Origin of the sequence: Streptomyces sp. NPDC048257, from assembly GCF_043201855.1 — a bacterium.
In the GTDB taxonomy this organism is placed as follows: Bacteria; Actinomycetota; Actinomycetes; order Streptomycetales; family Streptomycetaceae; genus Streptomyces.
The window spans coordinates 108,682-132,557 of sequence record NZ_JBICZI010000006.1; the positions used below are offsets into that span (position 1 = coordinate 108,682).

Sequence of the window (23,876 nt, forward strand, 5' to 3'; positions counted from 1 at the left end):
GTCGATCAGAGCAGCCCGTTCTATCGTCTGGATGTATCGAGTCGATACATCAGCTCGGTATAAAGACTCAGGGGCGGAGGAGAGGAAGGCGGATGAGCAGACGCTCAGGCATCCTCGAGTTCGCCGTCCTCGGCCTGCTCCGCGAATCCCCCATGCACGGCTACGAGCTGCGCAAGCGGCTCAATACCTCGCTGGGGGTGTTCAGAGCCTTCAGCTACGGGACGCTCTACCCCTGCCTCAAGACGCTGGTCGCCAACGGCTGGTTGATCGAAGAGCCGGGCAACGCCCCGGAGGACGCTCTCGCCGCTTCACTCGCAGGGCGCCGCGCCAAGATCGTCTACCGGTTGACGGCCGCGGGTAAGGAGCACTTCGAGGAGCTCCTCTCCCACACCGGCCCCGACACCTGGGAGGACGAGTCCTTCGCCGCCCGCTTCGCCTTCTTCGGCCAGACCGAAAGAGAAGTGCGCATGCGGGTACTGGAGGGCCGCCGCAGCCGGCTGGAGGAGCGTCTGGAGAAGATGCGCGCCTCGATCGCCAGGACGCGTGAGCGTCTCGACGACTACACGCTCGAGCTGCAGCGGCACGGCATGGAGTCCGTGGAGCGCGAAGTGCGCTGGCTGAACGAGCTCATCGAGAGTGAGCGGGCGGGACGGGATCGGAGACGATCCGGTCCGTCCGACGAAACTGAAAAATGAGGCCTGCACCTCGCAGACCTCGTCCGAGAACAAACAGGGAGCAACCGGAATGGGTTCGGTTCGCGTAGCCATCGTCGGCGTAGGCAACTGCGCCGCCTCGCTGGTGCAGGGCGTCGAGTACTACAAGGACGCCGACCCGGCGGCCAAGGTCCCCGGTCTGATGCACGTCCAGTTCGGCGACTACCACGTGCGTGACATCGAGTTCGTCGCCGCGTTCGACGTCGACGCGAAGAAGGTCGGCCTCGACCTTTCGGACGCCATCGGCGCCAGCGAGAACAACACCATCAAGATCTGTGACGTTCCGAACGCCGGGGTGACCGTTCAGCGCGGCCACACCTACGACGGTCTGGGCAAGTACTACCGCATGACGATCGAGGAGTCCGCCGAGGCTCCCGTCGACATCGTCCAGGTCCTGAAGGACCGCGAGGTCGACGTCCTGATCTGCTACCTGCCCGTCGGCTCCGAGGCTGCGGCGAAGTTCTACGCCCAGTGCGCCATCGACGCCAAGGTCGCCTTCGTCAACGCCCTCCCGGTCTTCATCGCCGGCACCAAGGAGTGGGCCGACAAGTTCACCGAGGCCGGTGTCCCGATCGTCGGCGACGACATCAAGTCGCAGGTCGGCGCCACCATCACGCACCGCGTGATGGCGAAGCTGTTCGAGGACCGCGGTGTCCGTCTTGAGCGCACCATGCAGCTCAACGTCGGCGGCAACATGGACTTCAAGAACATGCTCGAGCGGGACCGCCTCGAGTCGAAGAAGATCTCCAAGACGCAGGCCGTCACTTCGCAGATCCCCGACCGTGAGCTCGGCGAGAAGAACGTCCACATCGGCCCGTCCGACTACGTGGCCTGGCTCGACGACCGCAAGTGGGCCTACGTCCGCCTCGAGGGCCGCGCCTTCGGCGATGTCCCGCTGAACCTCGAGTACAAGCTCGAGGTGTGGGACTCCCCGAACTCGGCCGGTGTCATCATCGACGCCCTGCGCGCCGCGAAGATCGCGAAGGACCGCGGTATCGGTGGCCCGATCCTGTCGGCGTCCAGCTACTTCATGAAGTCCCCGCCGGTGCAGTACTTCGACGACGAGGCGTACGCCAACGTCGAGAAGTTCATCAAGGGCGAGGTCGAGCGCTAACCGAGCCCAAGGGTCGTACCGACACCTGGACTTCGGCTGTTCTTCCGCGGAGGGTCCCCGGGCAATGTGCCCGGGGACCCTCCGCGTATGTGACCCTTGCCCTCATGCCTGTCGTACGTGATCTGCGCGTACTCCTGCGCCTGAGGGATTTCCGCAACCTGCTCGCCGTACGGCTGCTCTCGCAGGCCGCGGACGGCGTCTACCAGGTCGCGCTCGCCACCTACGTCGTCTTCTCCCCGGAGAAGCAGACCTCGCCGGCGGCCATCGCCTCCGCCATGGCGGTGCTCCTGCTGCCCTATTCGGCGATCGGCCCCTTCGCCGGGGTACTGCTCGACCGCTGGCGGCGCCGCCAGGTCTTCCTCTACGGAAACCTCCTGCGGGCCTTCCTGGCCTGCGTCACCGGGATGCTGATCGTCGCGCAGGTGCCCGACTGGCTCTTCTACGCCTCGGCCCTGTCCGTGACCGCCGTCAACCGCTTCGTGCTGTCCGGGCTCGCCGCGTCGCTGCCCCACGTCGTCGGACCCGATCAGCTGGTCACCGCGAACGCTCTCTCCCCCACTGCCGGAACCCTCGCGGCGGTGGCCGGCGGAGGGCTGGCCTTCCTCGTCCGGCTGCTGGCCTCCGACTCCAACGCCCTCGTCGTCCTCCTCGGGGCCGGGCTCTACCTGTCCGCGGCTCTCGTCTCCCTGCAGCTGGCCATCGGGCTCCTCGGGCCGGACCACCCCGCCGGCCGGGCACACCCCTCGGTCGCCCAAGGGGTCGCCCTCACGGTGCGGGGGATGGCCGCAGGCCTCCGGCACCTTGCCGCCCGGCGCGAGGCGGCCCGGGCACTCGCCGCGATGACGATGATGCGGTTCTGCTACGGGGCCCTGTTCGTCATGCTGCTGATGCTCTGCCGCTACTCCTGGGCGGACAACGAGTCCGACGGGCTGGCCCTGCTGGGAGTCGCCGTCGGCGCCTCCGGGGCCGGATTCTTCGCCGCCGCGGTCGTGACCCCTTGGCTGGTGGGCCGGCTGGGCCCCCTCGGCTGGATCACCGTCTGCTCCGCGGGCGCCGCGGTCCTGGTGCCGGCCCTCGGCCTGTTCTTCGCCCCGGGGCCGATGCTCGTCACCGCGTTCGTCCTCGGCCTCGCCACCCAGGGCGCCAAGATCGCCACCGACACGGAGGTGCAGTCCCGGGTGGACGACGACTACCGCGGCCGCGTCTTCTCCGTCTACGACGTGCTGTTCAACGTCGCATTCGTCGGCGCGGCGGCGGTGGCGTCCCTCGTCCTCCCCGCCGACGGGCGATCCGTGATCCTGATCCTCGTCGTGTCCGTGCTGTACGCCGCGACCGCCGTGCTCCTGGCCCGGCACGAGCGACGTTTCACGTGAAACATTGACCGGCCCGAGCCTTCGCCCGGCCCGGGCCCATCCGGGGGCGATGTTTCACGTGAAACATCGCCCCCGGCGTCCGTACATCAGGCCTGCTCGGCCCACCACTCCTTCAGCGCGACCACAGCGGCGTCGCGCCCCATCGGGCCGTTCTCCAGCCGCAGCTCCAGCAGGAAGGCGTAGGCCTTGCCGATCACCGGACCCGGGCCCACGTCGAGCACCTGCATGATCTCGTTGCCGTCCAGCTCGGGGCGGATCGCGTCCAGCTCCTCCTGCTCCTGCAGCTGGGCGATGCGCTCCTCCAGCCCGTCGTAGGTACGGGAGAGGGCGTTGGCCTTGCGCTTGTTGCGCGTTGTGCAGTCCGACCGGGTCAGCTTGTGCAGGCGCTCCAGCAGCGGACCGGCGTCGCGGACGTAGCGCCGCACCGCCGAGTCGGTCCATTCCCCGTCGCCGTAGCCGTGGAAGCGCAGGTGCAGCTCCACCAGCCGCGACACGTCCTTGATCATGTCGTTGGAGTACTTCAGAGCGGTGAGCCGCTTCTTGGTCATCTTCGCGCCCACCACCTCGTGGTGGTGGAAGGAGACCCGGCCGTCGCTCTCGAAACGGCGGGTGCGCGGCTTGCCGATGTCGTGCAGCAGGGCCGCGAGCCGCAGGACCAGGTCCGGGCCGTTCTCCTCCAGCGCGATCGCCTGCTCCAGCACGATCAGCGAGTGGTCGTAGACGTCCTTGTGCCGGTGGTGCTCGTCACTCTCCAGCCGCAGCGCGGGCAGCTCGGGAAGCACCCGGTCGGCCAGCCCCGTGTCCACCAGCAGCCCCAGACCCTTGCGCGGGTGCGCGGACAGGATGAGCTTGTTCAGCTCGCCCTGGACCCGCTCCGCGGAAACGATCTCGATCCGCTCGGACATGGCCTTCATGGCCGCCACGACCTCCGGGGCGACCTCGAAGTCCAGCTGCGCGGCGAACCGCGCCGCCCGCAGCATCCGCAGCGGATCGTCGGAGAAGGAGTCCTCCGGGGTCCCGGGAGTACGCAGCACCCCGGCGGCCAGGTCCTCCAGTCCACCGTGCGGGTCGATGAACTCCTGCTCGGGCAGGGCCAGGGCCATGGCGTTGACCGTGAAGTCGCGACGGACCAGGTCCTCGTCGATCGAGTCGCCGTAGGAGACCTCGGGCTTGCGCGACGTGCGGTCGTAGGCCTCCGAGCGGTACGTCGTCACCTCGATCTGGAAATTCCGCACAGCGTCCCCGACGTGGGCGTTCTTCTGCGCCCCGACGGTGCCGAAGGCGATACCGACGTCCCACACCGAGTCCGCCCACGGACGGACGATCTTCAGCACGTCCTCGGGGCGGGCATCGGTGGTGAAGTCGAGATCGTTGCCGAGACGCCCCAGCAGCGCGTCGCGGACGGACCCACCGACCAGGGCGAGACGGAAGCCCGCCTCCTGGAATCGGCGGCCGAGCTCGTCGGCGACAGGAGCGATCCGCAGCAGTTCACTGACCGCGCGGAGCTGCACCTGACTCAGGGCACTGGGGTTGTCTTCGTTGGCGTTCGGCACAACAGAAAAGGGTACGTGCCCCGCCCACCGGGGGCCGCTTCCTTTTGCGGCCACCCCGGTACACGGCGGCCCCGGCCCTGAGCCGATCATGTGGAGCAAGGCGCGGCACTGGCACACAGCGGGCCTCGTTACCATGCGTAGACGCACAAAAGACGACCACTGACACTTCGAGGGACGGGCTAGCGCGTGGCCGAGGCGGCAGACATCCAGGGGGCGTCCCCCGCTCCTGCCCGGCGCCGGTGGCTGCGGCGCGCGATCGTTCTGCTCGCCGGGACACCCGTGCTGGCTGCTCTGATCTACGCTCCGGCCCCCCAGGCCGAGGCTGCGCCGGCCTCGGCCGTGGACGTCCAGCTGACCTCCATGGCACCCACGGCACCGGTCAAGGGCGACACCCTCACCATCCACGGCACCGTGAGCAACACCGGCTCCGAGACGATCACCGACGCACATGTCGGCCTGCGGGTCGGGAGCGTGCTCGCGGACCGTGCGTCGATCGACGAGGCGGCGGAGCGCACCGGCTTCCGGGCCGGCGCCGACCCGGGCGAGATCGACCCCGCTTACGCCGTGAAGATCGCCTCCCTGCCGTCGAAGGTCAGCCAGCCCTTCACGCTCACGATCCCGGTGAACAAGCTGGAGCTGGACAAGGACGGCGTCTACCCGCTCGGTGTCTCCCTGTCCGGGGTGACCGACAGCCGCCCGTCCGAGCAGGTGCTGGGCATCAAGCGGACCTTCCTGCCCTGGCAGCCCGAGGCCGCCGCCAAGCGTTCCCAGCTCACCTACGCCTGGCCGCTGATCTCCACCACCCGCGTGACGGCGGAAACCGGCTCCGACGAGCTCCAGACCCCCGTCTTCCTCGACGACTCCCTCGCCGACGAGCTCAGGTCGGGCGGGCGTCTGGAGCAGATGGTCACCCTCGGCAAGGACCTGCCGATCACCTGGGTCATCGACCCCGACCTGCTCTACACGGTCGACGCGATGACCAAGGGTTACCGGGTCCGCAACCCGGGCGGCGGCAAGCCCGTCCAGGGGAAGAGCAAGGCCGTCGCCGAGCAGTGGCTGAGCTCCCTGGAGGCCGCCGTCCAGGGCAAGAAGGTCGTCGCCCTGCCGTACGCCGACCCGGACCTCGCCTCGCTCGCCCACCACGGCAAGGACGTCTCGGGCACGCTGGGCCAGTTGCGTCCCGCCACCGACAAGGCCAAGCAGGCCGTCGAGACGGTCCTGCACGTCCCCGCGTCCACCGACTTCTCCTGGCCCGTGGACGGCGCCATCGACCCCTCGATCGTCAACGTCGCCACCTCGGCCGGTGCCCACAACGTCCTCACCCGCAGCGACAGCCTCGTGGAGAGCGGCGCCCTCGGCTACACGCCCTCGGCCGCCCGGCCCATCGGCGCCGGCACCACCGCCGTCGTGGCGGACGCAGACCTGTCCACCGCCTTCGAGGGCGACATGCTGAACGCGGGGCCCTCCACGCTCGCCGTGCAGCGGTTCCTCGCCCACAGCCTCGCCCTGAACCTGCAGCGGACCGACGAGCAGCGCAGCTTCGTCGTCGCCCCGCAGCGGATGCCCAGCGTCAGCCAGGTGCAGACGATGGCAGCGGCCGTACGCGGCCTCCAGGCGGGCCGCTGGACGCAGCCCGGGGACCTCGATGCCGCGGCCGCCGCCAAGCCCGACCCCGGAGCCATCACGCAGGTGCCGGGCGCCGGCCAGTACCCCGAGGCCCTGCGCAAGCAGGAGCTGCCGGTGGCGGCATTCGAGAAGATCCGCACCACGCAGAGCACCCTCGACCACTTCAAGGTGATCCTCGCCGCGCCCGACCGCGTGGAGATTCCCTTCGGCAACACCACCAACCGGGAGATGTCCACCTCCTGGCGCGGACGGCCCGACGAGGCCCGCCTCTACCGGGACCAGGTCCAGGACTACCTGATCGGTCTCACCGAGAAGGTCAAGGTCATCCCCAAGTCCGACGCCACCCTGTCCGGACACAGCGCCACCATCCCGGTCAGCGTGCAGAACAGCCTCGTCCAGGACGTCCACGACCTGGTCCTGCGGGTCAGGTCCGCCAACCCGACGCGCCTGATGTTCGGCAAGAGCGGCCAGGCCGAGCAGCAGGTCACCGTCACGGGCGACCACACCCAGACGGTCAAGTTCACCGCCAACGCCACGGCGAGCGGCCCCGTCGAGGTCACGGCGCAGCTGTTCACCAAGGACGGCGTCCCCTACGGCAAGGAACGCAGGTTCACCGTCGAGGCCACCGAGATCACACCCACCGTCATGCTCGTGATCGCCGGCGGTGTGCTCCTCCTGGTCCTGGCGGGCATCAAGATGTACGCCAGCCGCAAGCGCGTCGCGGCACGCGCGGCCGCCGAGGAGAGCACGCAGCCGAGTGACGAGTCCCCGGACACCGAACCGCAAAGCACCGACGGGTCCGGCACGAGTGAGACAGTGGACCGTTGATTGATGCCGTGGCCGGTCGGCCTGGGGACGATGAGGTGGGGTTTCGATGAACGCGCCGTACGACGGTGACCGCGCGCAGGGCACTGGTGGGCCTGCGCCCTCCCAGGGCACTGCCCCGGGCGCCCCGGTGCCCGGGCAGGTTCCCGCGCCTGCGCCCGCGCCGGAGCGTGACCCGTATGTCCAGGACGCCTACGACCACGACCCGTACCGGTCCCAGGACCTGTCGGCCCAGGACCCCGTCGCCGAGGTGCTCTACGACCGGGCCTCACACCCGCCGCCGCCCCCCGGTACCTACCAGGAGCCCGGCCCGCTCTACGCGGCGCCGACCGCGCCCGCGTACGCTCCCGACCCGCACGTCTGGGCCCAGACCCCGCCGCCCGAGCCGGACGGTCCCTCGCGCCACCTGCCTTACGGCGACCACGCCACCACCACCCAGTTCGTCGGTGTGGACGCCCTCGTCACCAACGCAGCCGACGAGCAGGCCGAGCCGGACGCCTTCGCTCACCTGTACCGGGACCAGGAGGCGGCTCCCCGCACCCCCGCCGAGGACGCTCCCGTGGCCGCGCCGGCGCCGAGCAAGCCCGCCGGCCGCGCCTCCAGCCTCCTGAAGTCCAGCGCACTGATGGCCGCGGGCACGATCGTCTCCCGCATCACCGGGTTCCTGCGGACCCTGGTGATCGCCGGTGCCATCGGCGTCGGCACCTTCAACGACACGTACCAGATCGCCAACACCCTGCCCACGATGATCTACGTGCTGGTCGGCGGCGGCGCCCTCAACGCCGTCTTCATCCCGCAGCTGGTCCGGGCCATGAAGAACGACAGCGACGGGGGACAGGCGTACGCCAACCGGCTGCTGACCCTCGTCGTGGTGCTGTTGGCGGGCATCACCACCATCTGTGTGCTGGCCGCACCGGTGTTCATCACGATGATGTCGCCGAAGATCGCCTCCGACCCCCAGCAGATGGACGTCGCGGTCGCCTTCGCCCGCTACTGCCTGCCCACCATGTTCTTCATGGGCATCCACGTGGTCCTGGGTCAGATCCTCAACGCCCGCGGCCGCTTCGGCGCGATGATGTGGACCCCGGTCCTCAACAACATCGTGGTCATCGCCACCTTCGGTGCCTTCATCTGGGCCTTCGGCGGCTTCACCACCTCCGGTGTCAACGCCACCACCGTCACCCCCGAAGGCGTGCGCCTGCTGGGCCTGGGCACCCTGCTCGGCCTCACCGTCCAGGCCCTCGCGATGCTGCCGTACCTGCGGGACGCGGGCTTCAAGCCGCGCCTGCGCTTCGACTGGCGGGGCCACGGCCTCGGCAAGGCCGCCCGCCTGGCCAAGTGGACGTTCTTCTTCGTCCTCGCCAACCAGGTCGGCCTCGTCGTCGTGACCCAGCTCGCCACCTGGGCCGGCTCCGTCGCCGAGAAGCAGGGCCACCCCGGTACCGGTATCACCGCCTACAACTACGCGCTGCTGCTGTGGCAGATGCCGCAGGCGATCATCACCGTCTCCGTCATGACGGCCGTCCTGCCCCGCATCTCCCGATCCGCCCACGACGGGGACGCCGCCGCGGTCCGCGACGACATCTCCTACGGGCTGCGCACCTCGGCCGTCGCGATCGTGCCCTGCGCCTTCGCGTTCCTCGCCCTCGGTGTCCCGATGGCCACCCTGCTCTACGCCGGGTCGGGTTCGGGCGCCCAGAACATCGGCTACATCCTGATGGCCTTCGGCCTCGGGCTGATCCCGTACTCCATCCAGTACGTGGTCCTGCGCGGTTTCTACGCCTACGAGGACACCCGCACGCCCTTCTACAACACGGTCATCGTCGCCGCCGTCAACGCGGCGGTCTCGGCGATCTCGTTCTTCGTGCTCCCCGCCCGGTGGGCGGTGGTCGGCATGGCCGCCGCCTACGGTCTCGGCTACGCCGTCGGCGTCGGCGTCGCCTGGCGCCGGCTGCGCACCAGGCTCGGTGGCGACCTCGACGGCGCGCACGTCATGCGCACCTACGCCCGGCTCACCGGCGCCTGCGTCCCGGCCGCCGCCGTGGCCGGCGCGGCCGCCTTCGCGGTCACCCAGTGGCTGGGCAGCGGAGTCACCGGCTCCGCTGTCGCTCTCCTCGTCGGCGGTATCGCCCTGGCCGCGGTGTTCCTCATCGCCGCCAAGCGGATGCGAATCGAAGAGCTCAACGCGATGGTCGGAATGGTCCGCGGACGTTTGGGGCGCTGATGCGCACAACCGTCGCCCCCTTTCGTGTGTCGTGCTTAGCGTCGGACTGTGGGCACAATTGGCATGGCTTCGCAGACTGGCCGACAGCGCGCAACGGATGGGGAGGCAGGAACGACGGTGGCGGAACGTAGCACGGCTGCCGTCGACGTGGCCGACAACAGCGGCGATGAGCCGCTGACCGCTCAGGCGGCACAGGCCACGTCCGACGGGGTGGACACCCAGAACGGACGAGCCGCGGACGGACCCATGCCCGACAAGGACGGCGAACGCACCACCCCGGCCCCTGCGGCCGCACCCGAGCTCCACAGCGGACACAAGCTCGCCAGGCGCTACCGGCTGGAAGAGTGCGTCACCCGTGTGGACGGATTCAGCAGTTGGCGCGCGATGGACGAGAAACTGCGCCGTGCCGTGGGCGTGCACCTGATGCCCGCCGACCACGCGCGGGCGCGCTCCGTCCTGGCCGCGGCACGCTCCTCCGCCCTGCTCGGCGACCCACGGTTCGTCCAGGTCCTCGACGCCGTGGAAGAGAACGACCTCGTCTACGTCGTCCACGAGTGGCTGCCCGACGCCACCGAACTCACCGCACTGCTCGCCGCGGGTCCCCTGGAGGCCCACGACGCCTACCAGCTGGTCAGCCAGGTCTCCCAGGCGATGGCCGCCGCCCACCGCGAGGGCCTCGCCCATCTGCGGCTGACGCCGAGCGCGATACTGCGCACCTCCACGGGTCAGTACCGCATCCGCGGCCTCGCCGTGAACGCCGCCCTGCGCGGCATCACCAGCGAGACCCCGCAGCGCGCCGACACCGAGGCCATCGGTGCCCTCCTGTACGCCGCCCTCACCCAGCGCTGGCCGTACGAGGACGACGCGTACGGCCTCACCGGCCTGCCCAAGGGCGTGGGCCTGATCGCCCCCGACCAGGTACGCGCCGGTGTCCACCGGGGCCTGGGCGAACTCGCCATGCGGGCACTCGCCAACGACGGGGCCACCGCCTCCCGTCAGGAGCCCGCCTGCACCACCCCGGACGAGCTGGCCAAGGCGGTGGCCGCGATGCCCCGCATCCGGCCGCCGGAGCCCGCCTTCACCGCCCCGCCCGAGTACCAGCACACCACCTATCAGCAGGGCATCTACGGCCGTCCCACGCCGCCCGGCTTGAACACCGTCCAGAGCCGGCCCGTGGCGCCCCCGCCGCCCCCTCTGCAGAGCCGTACCGGCCGTGCCCTCAAGTGGGGCGTCGCCGCCCTGCTCATCGCCGCCCTCGGCCTGGGCAGCTGGCAGCTGGCCGACACCCTCCTGGGCCGGGGCGGCCAGCAGGGTAACAACGGCACCAGCAACAACACCAAGACGGGCACCGACGACAACCCGAAGGATCCCGAACCCGGGAAGCCCCTGGCGATCCGGGATGTCTCCGTCATCGGGGGCTCGGTGAAGCCCCAGTTGGCTCCGAAGACGATCGACGGTGACCCCGAAACCGCCTGGATCACCCCCGAGTACCTCAACTACCCCAACTTCGGCCGGCTGGAGCTGGAGCACAACGGCAGCGGGATCATCGTCGACCTGGGCGAGCTGCGGAACGTGACCGGACTCGACATCGATATGTACCTGCCAGGTCAAACAGTCGAGGTCCTCGGCGCCTCCGCCGAATCCACCGGCCCCAGCTCCGTCGCAGCCTTCCCCCAGACGATCACCAAGCTGGAGCGCACCGACAAGAAGATCCAGACCACGCTGGACACTCCGGTCCGTACCCGCTACGTGCTGATCCACGTCACCGAGCTGCCCGCTTCCGGCGGCGGCTACCGGGGCGGCATCAGCGAGATCAAGGTGCTCGGCCCGTCGTCCTGAACGCACATGCATCGACCACGCGGCCCGCTCGCCGGGCGGGCCGCGTGATTCTTTACGCGACCCGGCCGACGCCCTAGTCTCCGTCCGGGGAGGAAGCAGGGTGTGATGCAAGAAGGAACCACGGAAGGCCGCAGCGACCAGGAACTCCTGGCCCAACACGTAGCCGGTGATCCCGATGCCTTCGGCGAGATCGTGCGGCGGCACCGCGACCGGCTGTGGGCCGTGGCGCTGCGGACGCTCGGCGACCGGGAGGAGGCCGCGGACGCCGTCCAGGACGCCCTCGTCTCCGCCTACCGGGCCGCCCACACCTTCCGCGGGGAATCCGCCGTCACCACATGGCTGCACCGCATCACCGTCAATGCCTGCCTGGACCGCGCCCGCAAGGCCGCCTCCCGCAGGACCTCGCCCCTGAACGACACGGACCGCCTGGAGCGTCTCCTGGAGCCCCACGAGTCCGCGGAGGCACCCGCGGAGCGCGAGGACCTCCATCGCGAGCTCCTGGCCGCTCTCAGCACCCTCCCCGCCGATCAGCGAGCCGCGCTGGTCCTCGTCGACATGCAGGGATACCCCGTCGCCGAGGCCGCCCGGGTCCTCGACGTTCCCACCGGCACCGTGAAGAGCCGGTGCGCACGCGGCCGGGCGAAACTCGTCCCACTCCTCACTCATCTGCGCGCGAATGCCGGGGATAACACCGCCACCGAGCGGGGAAGGAACCGGACGCCGGGCCCACCCGTCCCACCAGCGGCAGAACCCAGGCATCCAGACCCAGACGCTGTGAAGGGCGGAGGTGGACGACCGTGAGCCCCACAACCGGCACGACTGGCACGACCGGCGCGATCCGGCACCCGGACGTCTCGGAGATCTCCGACCTGACCGAAGGTCTCCTCTCCCCGTCCCGTACCACCGAAGTCCGCCGTCACCTCGACGACTGCGCCCTGTGCGCCGATGTCCGCGCCTCCCTGGAGGAGATCCGCTCCCTGCTCGGCACCCTCCCGGGCCCGGCCCGGATGCCCGCCGACATCGCCGGCCGCATCGACGCGGCCCTCGCTGCGGAGGCCCTCCTCGACTCCACCCAGCCGCGGGTCCAGGCCGTACGGGCCAACCGGCCCCGCACTTCGAACCGCGATGTTTCACGTGAAACATCGCCCGCCGGTCACCCGACCGGCCCAACCGGCCCCGGGCGGCGCCGGGCGCGCCGCCGGATCGCCGTGCTCACGGGTCTGGCCGGAGCCGCCGCCTGCGCCCTCGGCCTCTTCCTGTTCGGCGACTTCTCGGGCACTCCCGCCCACGACGCCGCCACCAGCGGCGACGCTTCGGCCTCCGCCGCGCGGCCGTCCGTCGGTGCCGCCGGCGGCGGCACCTTCACCGCTCAGGGTCTCCAAGAGAGCGTCCGGCAGCTCGTCGCGGCCGACCAGAGCCCCAAGAACATTCCCGGGGAGCAGAACAACACCCTCGGTCTCGAGAACACCAGCCCCTCCTCCGGTGTCGCCCCCGGTGACAAGCGGGCGGCGCCTTCCGTCCCCACCTGCGTCCAGGAGGCCACCGGCCGCCCCGACACCCCGCTCGCCGCCGAACGCGGCAGCTACCAGGGCACGGCCGTCTACCTCCTCGTCCTGCCGCACCCCAACGACTCCGCGCGTGTGGACGCCTACCTCGTCGACACCTCGTGCGAGCAGACCGCCTCGACAGACCCCGGAAAGGTCCTCCTGACGCGCACCTATCCCCGCTAGCCGAGGCGTTCAGGTCCGTGGTGGGCGGGTGGGGAATGCATGCGCCGTAGGATCCGTTGGGTGGGGTGAGAGTCCGCACCGGCCCCCGGTAGGCAGTACGCAGTCCGCAGAAACGAGGAAGAAACCCGTGAGCGACGTCCGAAACGTGATCATCATCGGCTCCGGGCCGGCCGGTTACACCGCCGCCCTGTACACCGCACGCGCTTCGCTCAAGCCGCTGGTCTTCGAAGGTGCCGTCACCGCGGGTGGTGCCCTGATGAACACCACCGAGGTGGAAAACTTCCCGGGCTTCCAGGACGGCATCATGGGCCCGGACCTCATGGACAACATGCGTGGCCAGGCCGAGCGCTTCGGCGCCGAGCTGGTCCCGGACGATGTCGTGGCCGTGGACCTCAGCGGTGAGATCAAGACCGTCACCGACACCGCCGGCACCGTGCACCGTGCGAAGGCCGTCATCGTCACCACCGGTTCCCAGCACCGCAAGCTCGGCCTGCCCAACGAGGACGCCCTCTCCGGCCGCGGTGTCTCCTGGTGCGCCACCTGCGACGGGTTCTTCTTCAAGGACCACGACATCGCCGTCGTCGGCGGCGGCGACACCGCGATCGAGGAGGCCACCTTCCTCTCCCGGTTCGCCAAGTCCGTCACGATCGTCCACCGCCGTGACAGCCTGCGCGCCTCGAAGGCCATGCAGGACCGCGCGTTCGCCGACCCGAAGATCAAGTTCGCCTGGGACAGCGAGGTCTCCGAGATCCACGGCGAGCAGAAGCTGTCGGGTCTCACCCTGCGCAACACCAAGACCGGCGAGACGTCCGAGCTTCCCGTGACCGGCCTCTTCATCGCCGTCGGCCACGACCCGCGTACCGAGCTGTTCAAGGACCAGCTGGACCTCGACGACGAGGGCTACCTCAAGGTCGTCGCCCCCTCAACCCGGACCAGCGTGACCGGCGTGTTCGGCGCCGGCGACGTCGTGGACCACACGTACCGTCAGGCCATCACCGCAGCGGGCACCGGCTGCTCCGCCGCCCTCGATGCCGAGCGCTTCCTCGCCGCCCTCGCGGACGCCGAGAAGGCCACCGCAGCGGTCTGACCGGTCTGACCCCCACCCCGCCCCACCCCACACCCCGCAGGAAAGAAGAAGGAGGCCGCTGTGGCCGGCACCCTCAAGAACGTGACCGACGCTGACTTCGATGCCGAGGTCCTCAGGAGCGACAAGCCCGTACTGGTGGATTTCTGGGCCGCCTGGTGCGGACCGTGCCGCCAGATCGCGCCGTCCCTCGAGGCCATCGCCGCCGAGTACGGCGACCAGATCGAGATCGTCAAGCTCAACATCGACGAGAACCCGGCCACGGCCGCCAAGTACGGCGTCATGTCCATCCCGACGCTGAACGTCTACCAGGGCGGCGAGGTCGCCAAGACCATCGTCGGTGCGAAGCCGAAGGCCGCAATCCTGCGCGACCTCTCCGACTTCGTCGAGGTCAAGACCGCCTGACCGGCGATCGTTGTTTCACGTGAAACGGGCCGCCCCCGTCCAGGGGCGGCCCGTTTCACGTCTCGCTCTCACAGCGGCCGCAGCGCCGGCTCCTTGCGCGCTGCGCCCAGCAGCCGGTCCAGCGCCAGCTCCACGTCTTCCTTCCAGGACAGCGTCGAGCGCAGTTCGAGCCGCAGCCGTGGATGCACAGGGTGCGGACGGACCGTCTTGAAGCCCACCGCGAGCAGATGGTCAGCCGGCAGCAGACACGCCGGGCCCTCCCAGCGCGCGTCCCCGAAGGCCTCGATCGCCTTGAAGTTCCGCCGCAGCAGGTCCTTCGCCACCGTCTGGACCATCACCCTCCCCAGACCCTGCCCCTGATACCCCGGCATGATCCACGCGGTGATCAGCTGCACGGCATCCGGCGAGACCGGGCTGCTCGGAAAGGCCGTGGCCCGCGGCACGTACGCCGGCGGCGCGTACAGGACGAAGCCCACGGGCACCTCGTCCACGTAGACCACTCGGCCGCACGATCCCCACTCCAGCAGGACGGCGGAGATCCAGGCCTCTTTCTCCATCGCCGGAGTACCCGCTTTCACGGCGGCCTCACCGCTGACCGGATCCAGCTCCCAGAACACACAGGACCGGCAACGACGGGGCAGGTCCTGGAGGTTGTCCAGCGTGAGCGGTACCAGCCGACGACCCATGACCGCATCGTATCCACTGGTCCATCGTTCTTCGACAGCAAAGCGAAGGGGCGGACCGCACCGGTTCGCACCGATACGATCCGCCCCCCTCGGCAGCCCGGGGATCACTCCCCGGAAAGACCCTGCTCCAGCACCCGGCCCTCGCCCGGCGCCAGCGTGCCCAGAATCCGCTCCAGGTCCTCCATCGAGGCGAACTCAACGGTGATCTTGCCCTTCTTCTGGCCCAGATCCACCTTCACGCGCGTCTCGAACCGGTCCGACAGGCGCGTCGCCAGCTCACTGAGCGCCGGAGCCACCCGGGTGCCCGCCCGCGGACCCTTCGGCTTCACCGCGCTCGAGGGCTCCGAGGCCATCAGCGTCACGATCTCCTCGACCGCACGCACCGACAGGCCCTCGGCCACGATCCGGTGGGCCAGTCGGTCCTGCTCCTCGGAGTCCTCCACCGAGAGCAGCGCCCGCGCGTGCCCGGCCGACAGCACACCCGCGGCCACCCGGCGCTGCACCGGCGGGGACAGCTTCAGCAGGCGCAGCGTGTTCGACACCTGGGGGCGCGACCGCCCGATCCGGTCGGCCAGCTGATCGTGGGTGCAGTTGAAGTCCTTGAGCAGCTGGTCGTAGGCCGCGGCCTCTTCCAGCGGGTTCAGCTGGGCCCGGTGCAGGTTCTCCAGCAGGGCGTCCAGCAGCAGCTTCTCGTCGTCCGTGGCCCGGATGATCGCCGGAATGGCCTCCAGCCCGGCCTCCCGGCAGGCACGCCAGCGCCGCTCACCCATGATCAGCTCATAGCGGCCGGGGGCCGACTGCCGCACCACCACCGGCTGGAGCAGGCCCACCTCCTGGATGGAGGTCACGAGCTCGGCGAGCGCGTCCTCGTCGAACACGTCGCGCGGCTGGCGCGGGTTCGGCGTGATCGCGTCCATCGGGAGCTCCGCGAACGTCGCCCCCGCCACCACATTGGCCTCGGGCTCGGCCGCGGCTTCAGGCTCCGCCACCGGGACGACCGCCAGCGATGTTTCACGTGAAACATCGGCCTGCACGAGCGAAGCGAGCTTCGCGGCCGCGATCCCCCGCTCCGAAGCCAATGTCGGCACCGCCGACGGAGACGTCGACCCGGCGCTGATCACCGGCGGCGTCTTCTCCTGCGGAGCCGCGGGGATCAGCGCACCGAGCCCCCGCCCCAGGCCTCTACGTCGCTCACTCACTGGATCCCCTCCGCCACATTCTGCGTGCTGTTCATGCCCGGCCCCAGATGGGCGTGCCGAGCCTCGTACTGCATTCCGACCCCCCGATAGGCGATCTCTCGCGCTGCCTCCAGATAGGAGAGGGAACCACTGGAACCCGGGTCGTACGTGAGCACCGTCTGCCCATAGCTCGGTGCCTCGGAAATACGCACCGACCGGGGGATGCTCGTCCGCAGCACCTCCTTGCCGAAGTGGCTGCGCACCTCCTCCGCCACCTGCGAGGCCAGCCGGGTCCTGCCGTCGTACATCGTTAGCAAGATGGTCGACACATGGAGCGTCGGGTTGAGGTGGGCCCGCACCAGATCGACATTGCGGAGCAGCTGGCCCAGTCCCTCCAGCGCGTAGTACTCGCACTGGATCGGGATCAGCACCTCCGCACCGGCCACCAGCGCGTTCACCGTCAGCAGGCCGAGGGAGGGCGGGCAGTCGATCAGGATGTAGTCGAGAGGCTGCTCGTACGCCTGGATCGCCCGCTGAAGACGGCTCTCGCGCGCCACGAGGGACACCAGCTCGATCTCCGCACCCGCGAGGTCGATCGTGGCCGGGGCACAGAAGAGCCCCTCCACGTCCACCACCGGCTGGACGACCTCCAGCAGGGGCCGGCTGTCCACGAGCACGTCGTAGATGGACGGCACGTCGGCGTGGTGGTCGATCCCCAGTGCTGTGGACGCATTGCCCTGCGGGTCGAGGTCGACCACCAGAACCCGTGCACCGTGCAGGGCCAGCGAGGCCGCCAGGTTCACGGTCGTCGTGGTCTTCCCCACACCGCCCTTCTGGTTGGCGACCACGATGACTCGGGTCTGGTTCGGCCGGGGCAGCCTCTCACCGGCGCGTCCCAGCGCCTCGACCGCCTGCTGGGCAGCTCGGCCGATGGGGGTGTCGTTGTCTACAAGGGGCGGAGGCGATGTTTCACGTGAAACATCGTCTCCCGCCGATTCAGAGCGGGGACCGGGGACCGGATCGGCCATCGGCCCCGCGAGGTTGGCGTCGGACCGCACGGTGTCACTCTCCTCGACATCAGGCTCGCGATGAACAGAGCCTGCCATGTCACCGGGGTCGCGAACCAGCGGGGCCCGTACTCCTGTGGATGAATCCACCGATGTGGACAACTCCGTCCCCCTTGCGTCCTTGCGGTGGAGGGGGGACGCGGCCGCACGACCGCGGCTGATGATTCCGTGCAGCAGAGAGCGACGTTTCACGTGAAACACGATGCCCGGACGGAGTCTTCAGGCCGCTACGACACTCCGAAATCCATACCTATAGGGCCCAACACGGATGAAATCTCCGCGTGGGCCCCAGGTACTGAAGAAATCAGCCGACCGTCATCGGCGCCGGCGGGTGCGCCCCACTCGGGCCGCCTTAGCCCGCTTGGCTGCGAACCTCACCCCACCGGGGCTCTCTCCGACCTCGACCCGCACCACCGTCGACAGCGGATCCACCAGACCCTCGCCCACGTGCAGCACCGAGGTCTTCACCACACCCAGCTTCGCCAGCGCCGTCTTCGCCGACACCAGCTCCTCGTCCGCGGTGTCGCCCTTCAGTGCCAGCATCTCGCCGTACGGGCGCAGCAGGGGCACACCCCAGCCGGCCAACCGGTCCAGCGGGGCCACCGCCCGCGCCGTCACCACGTGCACCGGCTGCAGCTTGCCCAGAACCTCCTCAGCCCGTCCGCGCACCACCGTGACGTGGTCCAGGCCCAACAGCTCCACGGCCTCCTGGAGGAAGGTGGTCCGGCGCAGCAGCGGCTCGAGCAGCGTGATCTTCAGATCACGTCGCACCAGGGCAAGCGGGATACCCGGCAGACCCGCGCCCGAGCCCACGTCGCACACGGTGACGCCCTGGGGCACCACCTCCGACAGCACAGCGCAGTTCAGCAGGTGCCGCTCCCACAGGCGCGGCACCTCGCGCGGCCCGATCAGGCCACGCTTGACTCCCGCGTCCGCCAGCAACTCCGCGTACCGCACAGCTTCCGGGAAAAACTCACCGAACACCGCGCGCGCCTCTTCAGGCGCCGGGGGAAGCTCAGCTGCCTCCGTCACGGGGACCGTCCTTCCGTACCGCATGGTTCTGAAAAAACCACGTCTTCGTGGTGAAGCGTCGTTCACTTGCCAGGCCAGGCTGACAAACATCGGCCCCGCCTGCGACACAGACGGGGCCGAACAACTCGCGCCGGCGATCAGGCCGGGAGCACAACGACGAAGCGCTGCGGCTCCTCGCCCTCGGACTCGCTCTTCAGACCGGCGGCCGCCACGGCGTCGTGGACGACCTTCCGCTCGAACGGGGTCATCGGGGCCAGCTTCAGGGGCTCGCCCGACGCCTTCACGTCCGCCGCGGCCTGGGCGCCCAGCGCCGCCAGTTCCTCGCGCTTCTTCGCGCGGAACCCGGCGATGTCCAGCATCAGCCGGCTGCGGTCCCCGGTCTCCCGGTGCACGGCGAGGCGGGTCAGCTCCTGCAGAGCCTCCAGAACCTCACCGTCGCGGCCCACGAGCTTCTGCAGATCGCGGCCGGATGAGTCGCCGACGATCGACACCGCGGCCCGGTCGGCCTCGACGTCCATGTCGATGTCGCCGTCCAGGTCGGCGATGTCCAGCAGACCCTCGAGGTAATCGGCCGCGATCTCGCCCTCCTGCTCGAGGCGGGTCAGGGTGTCGCCACTCTCAGCGGCGGCGGTGGTGGTGCCTTCCGTCACGGGAGGGACTCCTTCTTACTTCTTGGGAGAGGGCTTGCTGGGCGTCTGACGCTGCGACTTCGACTGGCGCTTCGGCTGCTGCCGCTTCGCGGTACCGCCGCTCGCCGCATCCGAGTCTGCCGTGGCCTCGGAACTCTTGATCACGGAGCCGTCGGGCTGGGCGGCCATGCCCTGCTTGCTGAGGGCCGTGATGAACTTGCGCTCGTTGTCGTTGCGGTCCGGGCCCTTGGCCACGATCGCCGCGACGATCTTCTTCTTGCTCCGGCCCTTCACGTCACCGTGCGAGTTGACGTGCTTCAGCAGGCGGGTCAGGTACTGGTCCTGCGCCTTGCTGCCCGGCGTCGGGTTCTGGTTGATCACGTACATCTGCTGGCCCATGGTCCACACGTTCGTGGTCAGCCAGTAGACGAGGACACCGACGGGGAAGTTGATACCCATGACGGCGAAGATCACGGGGAAGATGTACATCAGCATCTTCTGCTGCTGCATGAACGGCGTCTTGACCGAGAGGTCGACGTTCTTCTGCATCAGCTGACGCTGGGTGTAGAACTGCGACAGCGACATCAGGATGATCATGATGGCGGTGACGACACGCACATCGGTGATCGAGGCGTTCAGGCTCGCGACCTTCTCGGCGCTGTCCGTGAACTTGGCGGCCAGCGGAGCGCCGAAGATGTGTGCCTGACGGGCGCTCGCCAGCAGCGGACCGTCGATGTAGCCGATCTCTTTGCCGCTGGCGATGGCCGACAGCACGCTGTAGAGCGCGAAGAAGAACGGGGACTGCGCCAGGATGGGAAGGCACGAGGAGAGCGGGTTGGTACCCGTCTCCTTGTACAGCTTCATCATCTCTTCGGACTGACGCTGCTTGTCGTTCTTGTAGCGCTCCTGGATCGCCTTCATCTTCGGCTGGAGCGCCTGCATGCCACGCGTCGCCTTGATCTGCTTCACGAAGAGCGGGATCAGGCAGATACGGATCAGGACCACCAGGGACACGATGGACAGGCCCCAGGCCCACCCACTGTCCGCCCCGAAGATCGCCCCGTACAACGAGTGGAACTGGACGATGATCCAGGAAACGGGTGTGGTGATAAAGCTGAACAGACCGGCAATCGTGTCCACTAATCAGGCTCCTTGAGCATTGCGAGATCTACGCAACGCACTGCGCAGCTGCTCGTGCCAACGCGGGCGTTTACGGGGTGGGACGTGGTCGACACCACCCGGGGACCACGGATTGCACCGCAGGATCCGCCAGGCGGTCAGAACCGTCCCCTTCACCGCACCATGCCGGTCGATGGCCGTGTACCCGTAGTGCGAACACGACGGGTAGTAGCGGCACACCGGCCCGAGCAGCGGACTGATCGTCCACTGGTACAGCTTGATCAAAGCGAGCAGCGGGTACTTCATCGAGCCACGCCTCCCAGGAGCCGCACCAGAGCGGCATCCAGGTCCCGGGCCAGCGCGTCGGGGTCGGCATCGCCCGCTCCGGGCAACGCTCGTACCACCACCAGGCTACCGGCGGGCAGCTGGGACAGCCGCTCGCGGACCAGATGACGCAGACGGCGCTTGACCCGGTTACGTATGACGGCGTTGCCGACAGCCTTGCTGACGACGAAACCCGCACGCGTCGAGGGATCAATCTCCCCCGGCTCGTGCGGGTCCGTTGCACCGCTTGTACGTAGGTGGACGACGAGGAGCGGGCGACCAGCCCGACGACCTCGGCGTACCGCGCTCGCGAAGTCCTCGCGCCGCCTCAGCCGATTCTCGGGAGACAGCACGACGTCACGACCTGCGTGTTGTTACGCGGAAAGGGCGGCGCGGCCCTTGCCACGACGGTTCGCGAGGATCGCGCGACCGGCACGGGTACGCATCCGCAGGCGGAAGCCGTGGGTCTTGGCACGACGGCGGTTGTTCGGCTGGAAGGTGCGCTTGCTCACTCGGGGGCTCCAGAGAATGAATCGTTGTGGCGGGACATCGCCTGGCTGTCACCGTGCGCCCACGAAGGAAAAATCTCGCGTGTTCGCCCGAGTGGCACCGCTAAATGATCACTATCAGTGACCTTCGCCCATCGGTAGGCAGGCGGCAGCAGCCATCGACAACTCGACCTCGTTACGGTACGCGCGGCTACGCCATCCGGTCAAACCGAGCCGACGTGGCCCCACACTGTGCACAGGCTGTGGACAACGACTTGAACCGTACCCGCTGGCCTGACTACCGTTGTCTGACCCCGGATTTTTTGTCCCGACCGTCCCAAAGAACCACACATTCGTGGGACGCCTGTGAGAGAGCGTGCTCTGTGGCTGACGTACCTGCCGATCTTGCCGCAGTGTGGCCAAGGGTGCTCGACAAGCTCCTCGGGGAGGGACAGCCGGGGATCGAACCCAAGGACAAGCAGTGGGTCGAGCGGTGTCAGCCCCTGGCACTCGTCGCCGACACCGCACTGCTGGCCGTCCCCAATGAATGGGGCAAGCGCGTCCTCGAGGGCCGCCTCGCCCCGCTGATCAGTGACGCGCTGAGCCGGGAGTGCGGCCGTCCCATCCGGATCGCCATCACCGTGGACGACTCCGCCGGCGAGCCCGCACCCCCCGCCCCGTCCGCCCAGCAGCAGGGCGGGTACGAGCCGTACGGCGGCCAGCGCTCCGGCGGCGGCCCCGGCGACGACCAGCCCCCCACCGCCCGCCCCGCCTACCCGGACTACCAGCAGCAGCGCCCGGAGCCCGGCGCCTGGCCCCGCGGCGGCCAGCAGGACGACTACGGCTGGCAGCAGCCGCGCCTCGGCGGTTTCCCCGAGCGCGACCCGTACGCCTCTCCGCAGCCGGGCTACCTCCAGCAGCCCGAGCCCTCCGGCTACGACCAGGGCTCCTACGAGCAGCAGAAGTACGAGCAGTCCCCGTACGAGCCGCAGCAGTCGCACCAGTCCCATCAGTACGAGCAGCAGAAGTACGAGTCCCAGCAGTACGAGCAGCCCGCACCCCGCCAGGCACCCGGCCGGCCGGCGGCGCCGGGCGGCCCGTCCGGCGGGTCCACCACGGGTCCGCTGGAGCCGACCGCCCGGCTGAACCCCAAGTACCTCTTCGACACGTTCGTCATCGGCGCCTCCAACCGCTTCGCGCACGCCGCCGCGGTGGCCGTCGCCGAGGCGCCCGCGAAGGCCTACAACCCCCTCTTCGTCTATGGGGAGTCGGGCCTCGGCAAGACGCACCTGCTGCACGCCATCGGGCACTACGCGCGGAGCCTCTATCCCGGCACCCGGGTGCGGTACGTGAGCTCCGAGGAGTTCACCAACGAGTTCATCAACTCCATCCGCGACGGCAAGGGCGACGCGTTCCGCAAGCGCTACCGCGAGATGGACATCCTGCTCGTCGACGACATCCAGTTCCTCGCGAGCAAGGAGTCGACGCAGGAGGAGTTCTTCCACACCTTCAACACGCTCCACAACGCCAACAAGCAGATCGTGCTGTCCTCCGACCGGCCGCCCAAGCAGCTGGTCACCCTGGAGGACCGGCTCCGCAACCGCTTCGAGTGGGGCCTGATCACCGACGTCCAGCCGCCCGAGCTGGAAACCCGTATCGCGATCCTGCGCAAGAAGGCGGTCCAGGAGCAGCTCAACGCCCCGCCGGAGGTACTGGAGTTCATCGCCTCCCGCATCTCGCGCAACATCCGCGAGCTGGAGGGGGCGCTGATCCGGGTCACGGCCTTCGCGAGCCTCAACCGCCAGCCGGTCGACCTGGGCCTCACCGAGGACGTCCTGAAGAACCTGATCCCGGGCGGCGAGGACAGCGCACCCGAGATCACCGCCTCCGACATCATGGCGGCCACCGCCGACTACTTCGGCCTGACCGTGGACGACCTGTGCGGCTCCTCGCGCAGCCGGGTCCTGGTCACGGCACGGCAGATCGCCATGTACCTCTGCCGGGAGCTCACGGACCTGTCGCTGCCCAAGATCGGGGCGCAGTTCGGCGGCCGCGACCACACGACCGTCATGCACGCGGACCGCAAGATCCGCGCTCTGATGGCCGAGCGCCGCTCCATCTACAACCAGGTGACCGAGCTCACGAACCGCATCAAGAACGCCTGAGCGCGGCCTCCCGGCATCCGGTTCGAGGCTGCCTCGGCGCGGTTCGAGGCTGCCTCGGCGCGGCTTCAGAACGGCATCGAGACGGCTCCCGGCCGGCTTCCGACGGGCTTGCGAGCCGGCTTCGAAGCCCGCTCGGGAGCCGCATCAGGGCTCTTTCAGGGCTCCTTCACACGCTTTCAGAGGGCGCTCCCGGTCCACAACGGGGGCGCCCTTCTTCGTGCGTGCGCCCCTGACCTGTTCGAATACGCCCCCGACGGAGCAACTCATCCACAGATTGGGAGACTTTCTTCCGTCCACACCCTGGGGACGGGCCGCGTCGCCCACAATCTGTCCACAGGCGTGCGGGGTGAGGTTCCATCAGGGCAGGTCAGGCCCCTGTGGAATTGTGCACAAACGTCATCCACAGGCTGTGGACAAATATTTCGTCCACAGCGCTGTCCACGACGTTGTCCACCGTCGGCCCACAGGTTTCCACCTCCTGTGCACAGGATCCGCTGTCTTCTCCACAGCCTTGTCCACTGTTCGGCAACACACCACCCCCTCTCACCGCCCGGAGTGAAAGCGGTCACACGGAGGTAGACGTTTGGGTTGTGGAGTACCGGGGGAAAGCTGGGGACACACCTGTGGAGTAACCGGGGTCACCTGGGGACAGCCTGTGCAGAACTTTTTGTTCTCCACAGACACACGGGGTTGTCCACCGGT

General features: G+C 69.0%; 21 protein-coding genes. 11 read left to right on the forward strand and 10 right to left on the reverse strand.

The features are described from left to right. Positions 1-92 precede the first annotated feature (92 nt). From ACGFZK_RS15820 to ACGFZK_RS15830, 3 genes are all read left to right on the forward strand, one after another. Positions 93-695, forward strand: coding sequence for a helix-turn-helix transcriptional regulator (locus ACGFZK_RS15820; protein WP_393849444.1), 603 nt, complete (start codon positions 93-95; stop codon positions 693-695). 49 nt (positions 696-744) lie between these two features. Continuing rightward, a complete protein-coding gene (locus tag ACGFZK_RS15825; protein WP_393849445.1) occupies positions 745-1,827 on the forward strand; it encodes an inositol-3-phosphate synthase in 1,083 nt (360 codons plus the stop codon). A gap of 104 nt (positions 1,828-1,931) precedes the next feature. Continuing rightward, on the forward strand, positions 1,932-3,200 hold the full coding sequence (locus ACGFZK_RS15830) for an MFS transporter (protein ID WP_393849446.1): 1,269 nt from the start codon (positions 1,932-1,934) through the stop codon (positions 3,198-3,200). 86 nt (positions 3,201-3,286) lie between these two features. Here ACGFZK_RS15830 and ACGFZK_RS15835 read toward each other — a convergent pair whose 3' ends face one another. After that, entirely contained in the window at positions 3,287-4,753 is a 1,467-nt protein-coding gene (locus ACGFZK_RS15835; protein WP_393849447.1) for a CCA tRNA nucleotidyltransferase, read from the reverse strand. A 186-nt stretch (positions 4,754-4,939) separates the two neighbouring features. Here ACGFZK_RS15835 and ACGFZK_RS15840 point away from each other — a divergent pair, with 186 nt between their 5' ends. The 7 genes from ACGFZK_RS15840 to trxA all read left to right on the forward strand — a co-directional run bounded on the left by ACGFZK_RS15840 (position 4,940) and on the right by trxA (position 14,486). Then, entirely contained in the window at positions 4,940-7,207 is a 2,268-nt protein-coding gene (locus ACGFZK_RS15840) for a DUF6049 family protein (protein WP_393849448.1), read from the forward strand. Positions 7,208-7,253: 46 nt separating this feature from the next. Continuing rightward, a complete protein-coding gene (gene murJ, locus ACGFZK_RS15845) occupies positions 7,254-9,428 on the forward strand; it encodes a murein biosynthesis integral membrane protein MurJ (RefSeq protein ID WP_393849449.1) in 2,175 nt (724 codons plus the stop codon). Positions 9,429-9,545: 117 nt separating this feature from the next. Next, positions 9,546-11,267, forward strand: a complete 1,722-nt coding sequence (locus ACGFZK_RS15850) for a protein kinase family protein (protein WP_393849450.1) — start codon at positions 9,546-9,548, stop codon at positions 11,265-11,267. 105 nt (positions 11,268-11,372) lie between these two features. Continuing rightward, the gene (gene sigM / locus ACGFZK_RS15855; RefSeq protein ID WP_393849451.1) at positions 11,373-12,068 is read left to right on the forward strand and encodes an RNA polymerase sigma factor SigM; all 696 of its coding nucleotides are present in this window, start codon (positions 11,373-11,375) and stop codon (positions 12,066-12,068) included. Then, on the forward strand, positions 12,065-12,997 hold the full coding sequence (locus tag ACGFZK_RS15860; protein WP_393849452.1) for an anti-sigma factor family protein: 933 nt from the start codon (positions 12,065-12,067) through the stop codon (positions 12,995-12,997). The genes sigM and ACGFZK_RS15860 overlap by 4 nt, the downstream gene beginning before the upstream one ends. A 127-nt stretch (positions 12,998-13,124) precedes the next feature. Then, positions 13,125-14,084, forward strand: a complete 960-nt coding sequence (gene trxB / locus ACGFZK_RS15865; protein WP_393849453.1) for a thioredoxin-disulfide reductase — start codon at positions 13,125-13,127, stop codon at positions 14,082-14,084. 60 nt (positions 14,085-14,144) lie between these two features. Beyond that, positions 14,145-14,486: a thioredoxin gene (trxA, locus tag ACGFZK_RS15870; RefSeq protein WP_030025741.1), complete on the forward strand. Its 342-nt coding sequence runs from the start codon at positions 14,145-14,147 to the stop codon at positions 14,484-14,486. A gap of 68 nt (positions 14,487-14,554) precedes the next feature. On the opposite strand, the gene ACGFZK_RS15875 is transcribed toward trxA, so the two are convergent. From ACGFZK_RS15875 to rpmH, 9 genes are all read right to left on the reverse strand, one after another. Next, a complete protein-coding gene (locus tag ACGFZK_RS15875; RefSeq protein WP_393849454.1) occupies positions 14,555-15,172 on the reverse strand; it encodes a GNAT family N-acetyltransferase in 618 nt (205 codons plus the stop codon). A 104-nt stretch (positions 15,173-15,276) separates the two neighbouring features. After that, on the reverse strand, positions 15,277-16,371 hold the full coding sequence (locus ACGFZK_RS15880; RefSeq protein ID WP_393849455.1) for a ParB/RepB/Spo0J family partition protein: 1,095 nt from the start codon (positions 16,369-16,371) through the stop codon (positions 15,277-15,279). Then, positions 16,368-17,456, reverse strand: a complete 1,089-nt coding sequence (locus tag ACGFZK_RS15885; RefSeq protein ID WP_393849456.1) for a ParA family protein — start codon at positions 17,454-17,456, stop codon at positions 16,368-16,370. Before ACGFZK_RS15885 ends, ACGFZK_RS15880 begins: the two co-directional genes overlap by 4 nt. Before the next feature lie 276 nt (positions 17,457-17,732). Next, positions 17,733-18,449 (reverse strand): 16S rRNA (guanine(527)-N(7))-methyltransferase RsmG, encoded by a 717-nt coding sequence (rsmG, locus tag ACGFZK_RS15890; RefSeq protein ID WP_030008407.1) that lies wholly within the window; start codon positions 18,447-18,449, stop codon positions 17,733-17,735. 137 nt (positions 18,450-18,586) lie between these two features. Further along, the gene (locus tag ACGFZK_RS15895) at positions 18,587-19,099 is read right to left on the reverse strand and encodes a protein jag (RefSeq protein WP_393849457.1); all 513 of its coding nucleotides are present in this window, start codon (positions 19,097-19,099) and stop codon (positions 18,587-18,589) included. Positions 19,100-19,114: 15 nt separating this feature from the next. Then, entirely contained in the window at positions 19,115-20,218 is a 1,104-nt protein-coding gene (gene yidC / locus ACGFZK_RS15900) for a membrane protein insertase YidC (protein ID WP_393849458.1), read from the reverse strand. Positions 20,219-20,221: 3 nt separating this feature from the next. Next, complete coding sequence (gene yidD, locus ACGFZK_RS15905; RefSeq protein ID WP_075970728.1) at positions 20,222-20,503, reverse strand: membrane protein insertion efficiency factor YidD; 282 nt, start codon at positions 20,501-20,503, stop codon at positions 20,222-20,224. Then, positions 20,500-20,874: a ribonuclease P protein component gene (rnpA, locus tag ACGFZK_RS15910; protein WP_393849459.1), complete on the reverse strand. Its 375-nt coding sequence runs from the start codon at positions 20,872-20,874 to the stop codon at positions 20,500-20,502. Before rnpA ends, yidD begins: the two co-directional genes overlap by 4 nt. Positions 20,875-20,895: 21 nt before the next feature. Continuing rightward, positions 20,896-21,033, reverse strand: a complete 138-nt coding sequence (gene rpmH / locus ACGFZK_RS15915; RefSeq protein ID WP_008741645.1) for a 50S ribosomal protein L34 — start codon at positions 21,031-21,033, stop codon at positions 20,896-20,898. Positions 21,034-21,392: 359 nt separating this feature from the next. Here rpmH and dnaA point away from each other — a divergent pair, with 359 nt between their 5' ends. Continuing rightward, a complete protein-coding gene (gene dnaA, locus ACGFZK_RS15920; RefSeq protein ID WP_393849460.1) occupies positions 21,393-23,174 on the forward strand; it encodes a chromosomal replication initiator protein DnaA in 1,782 nt (593 codons plus the stop codon). Positions 23,175-23,876: the final 702 nt, after the last annotated feature.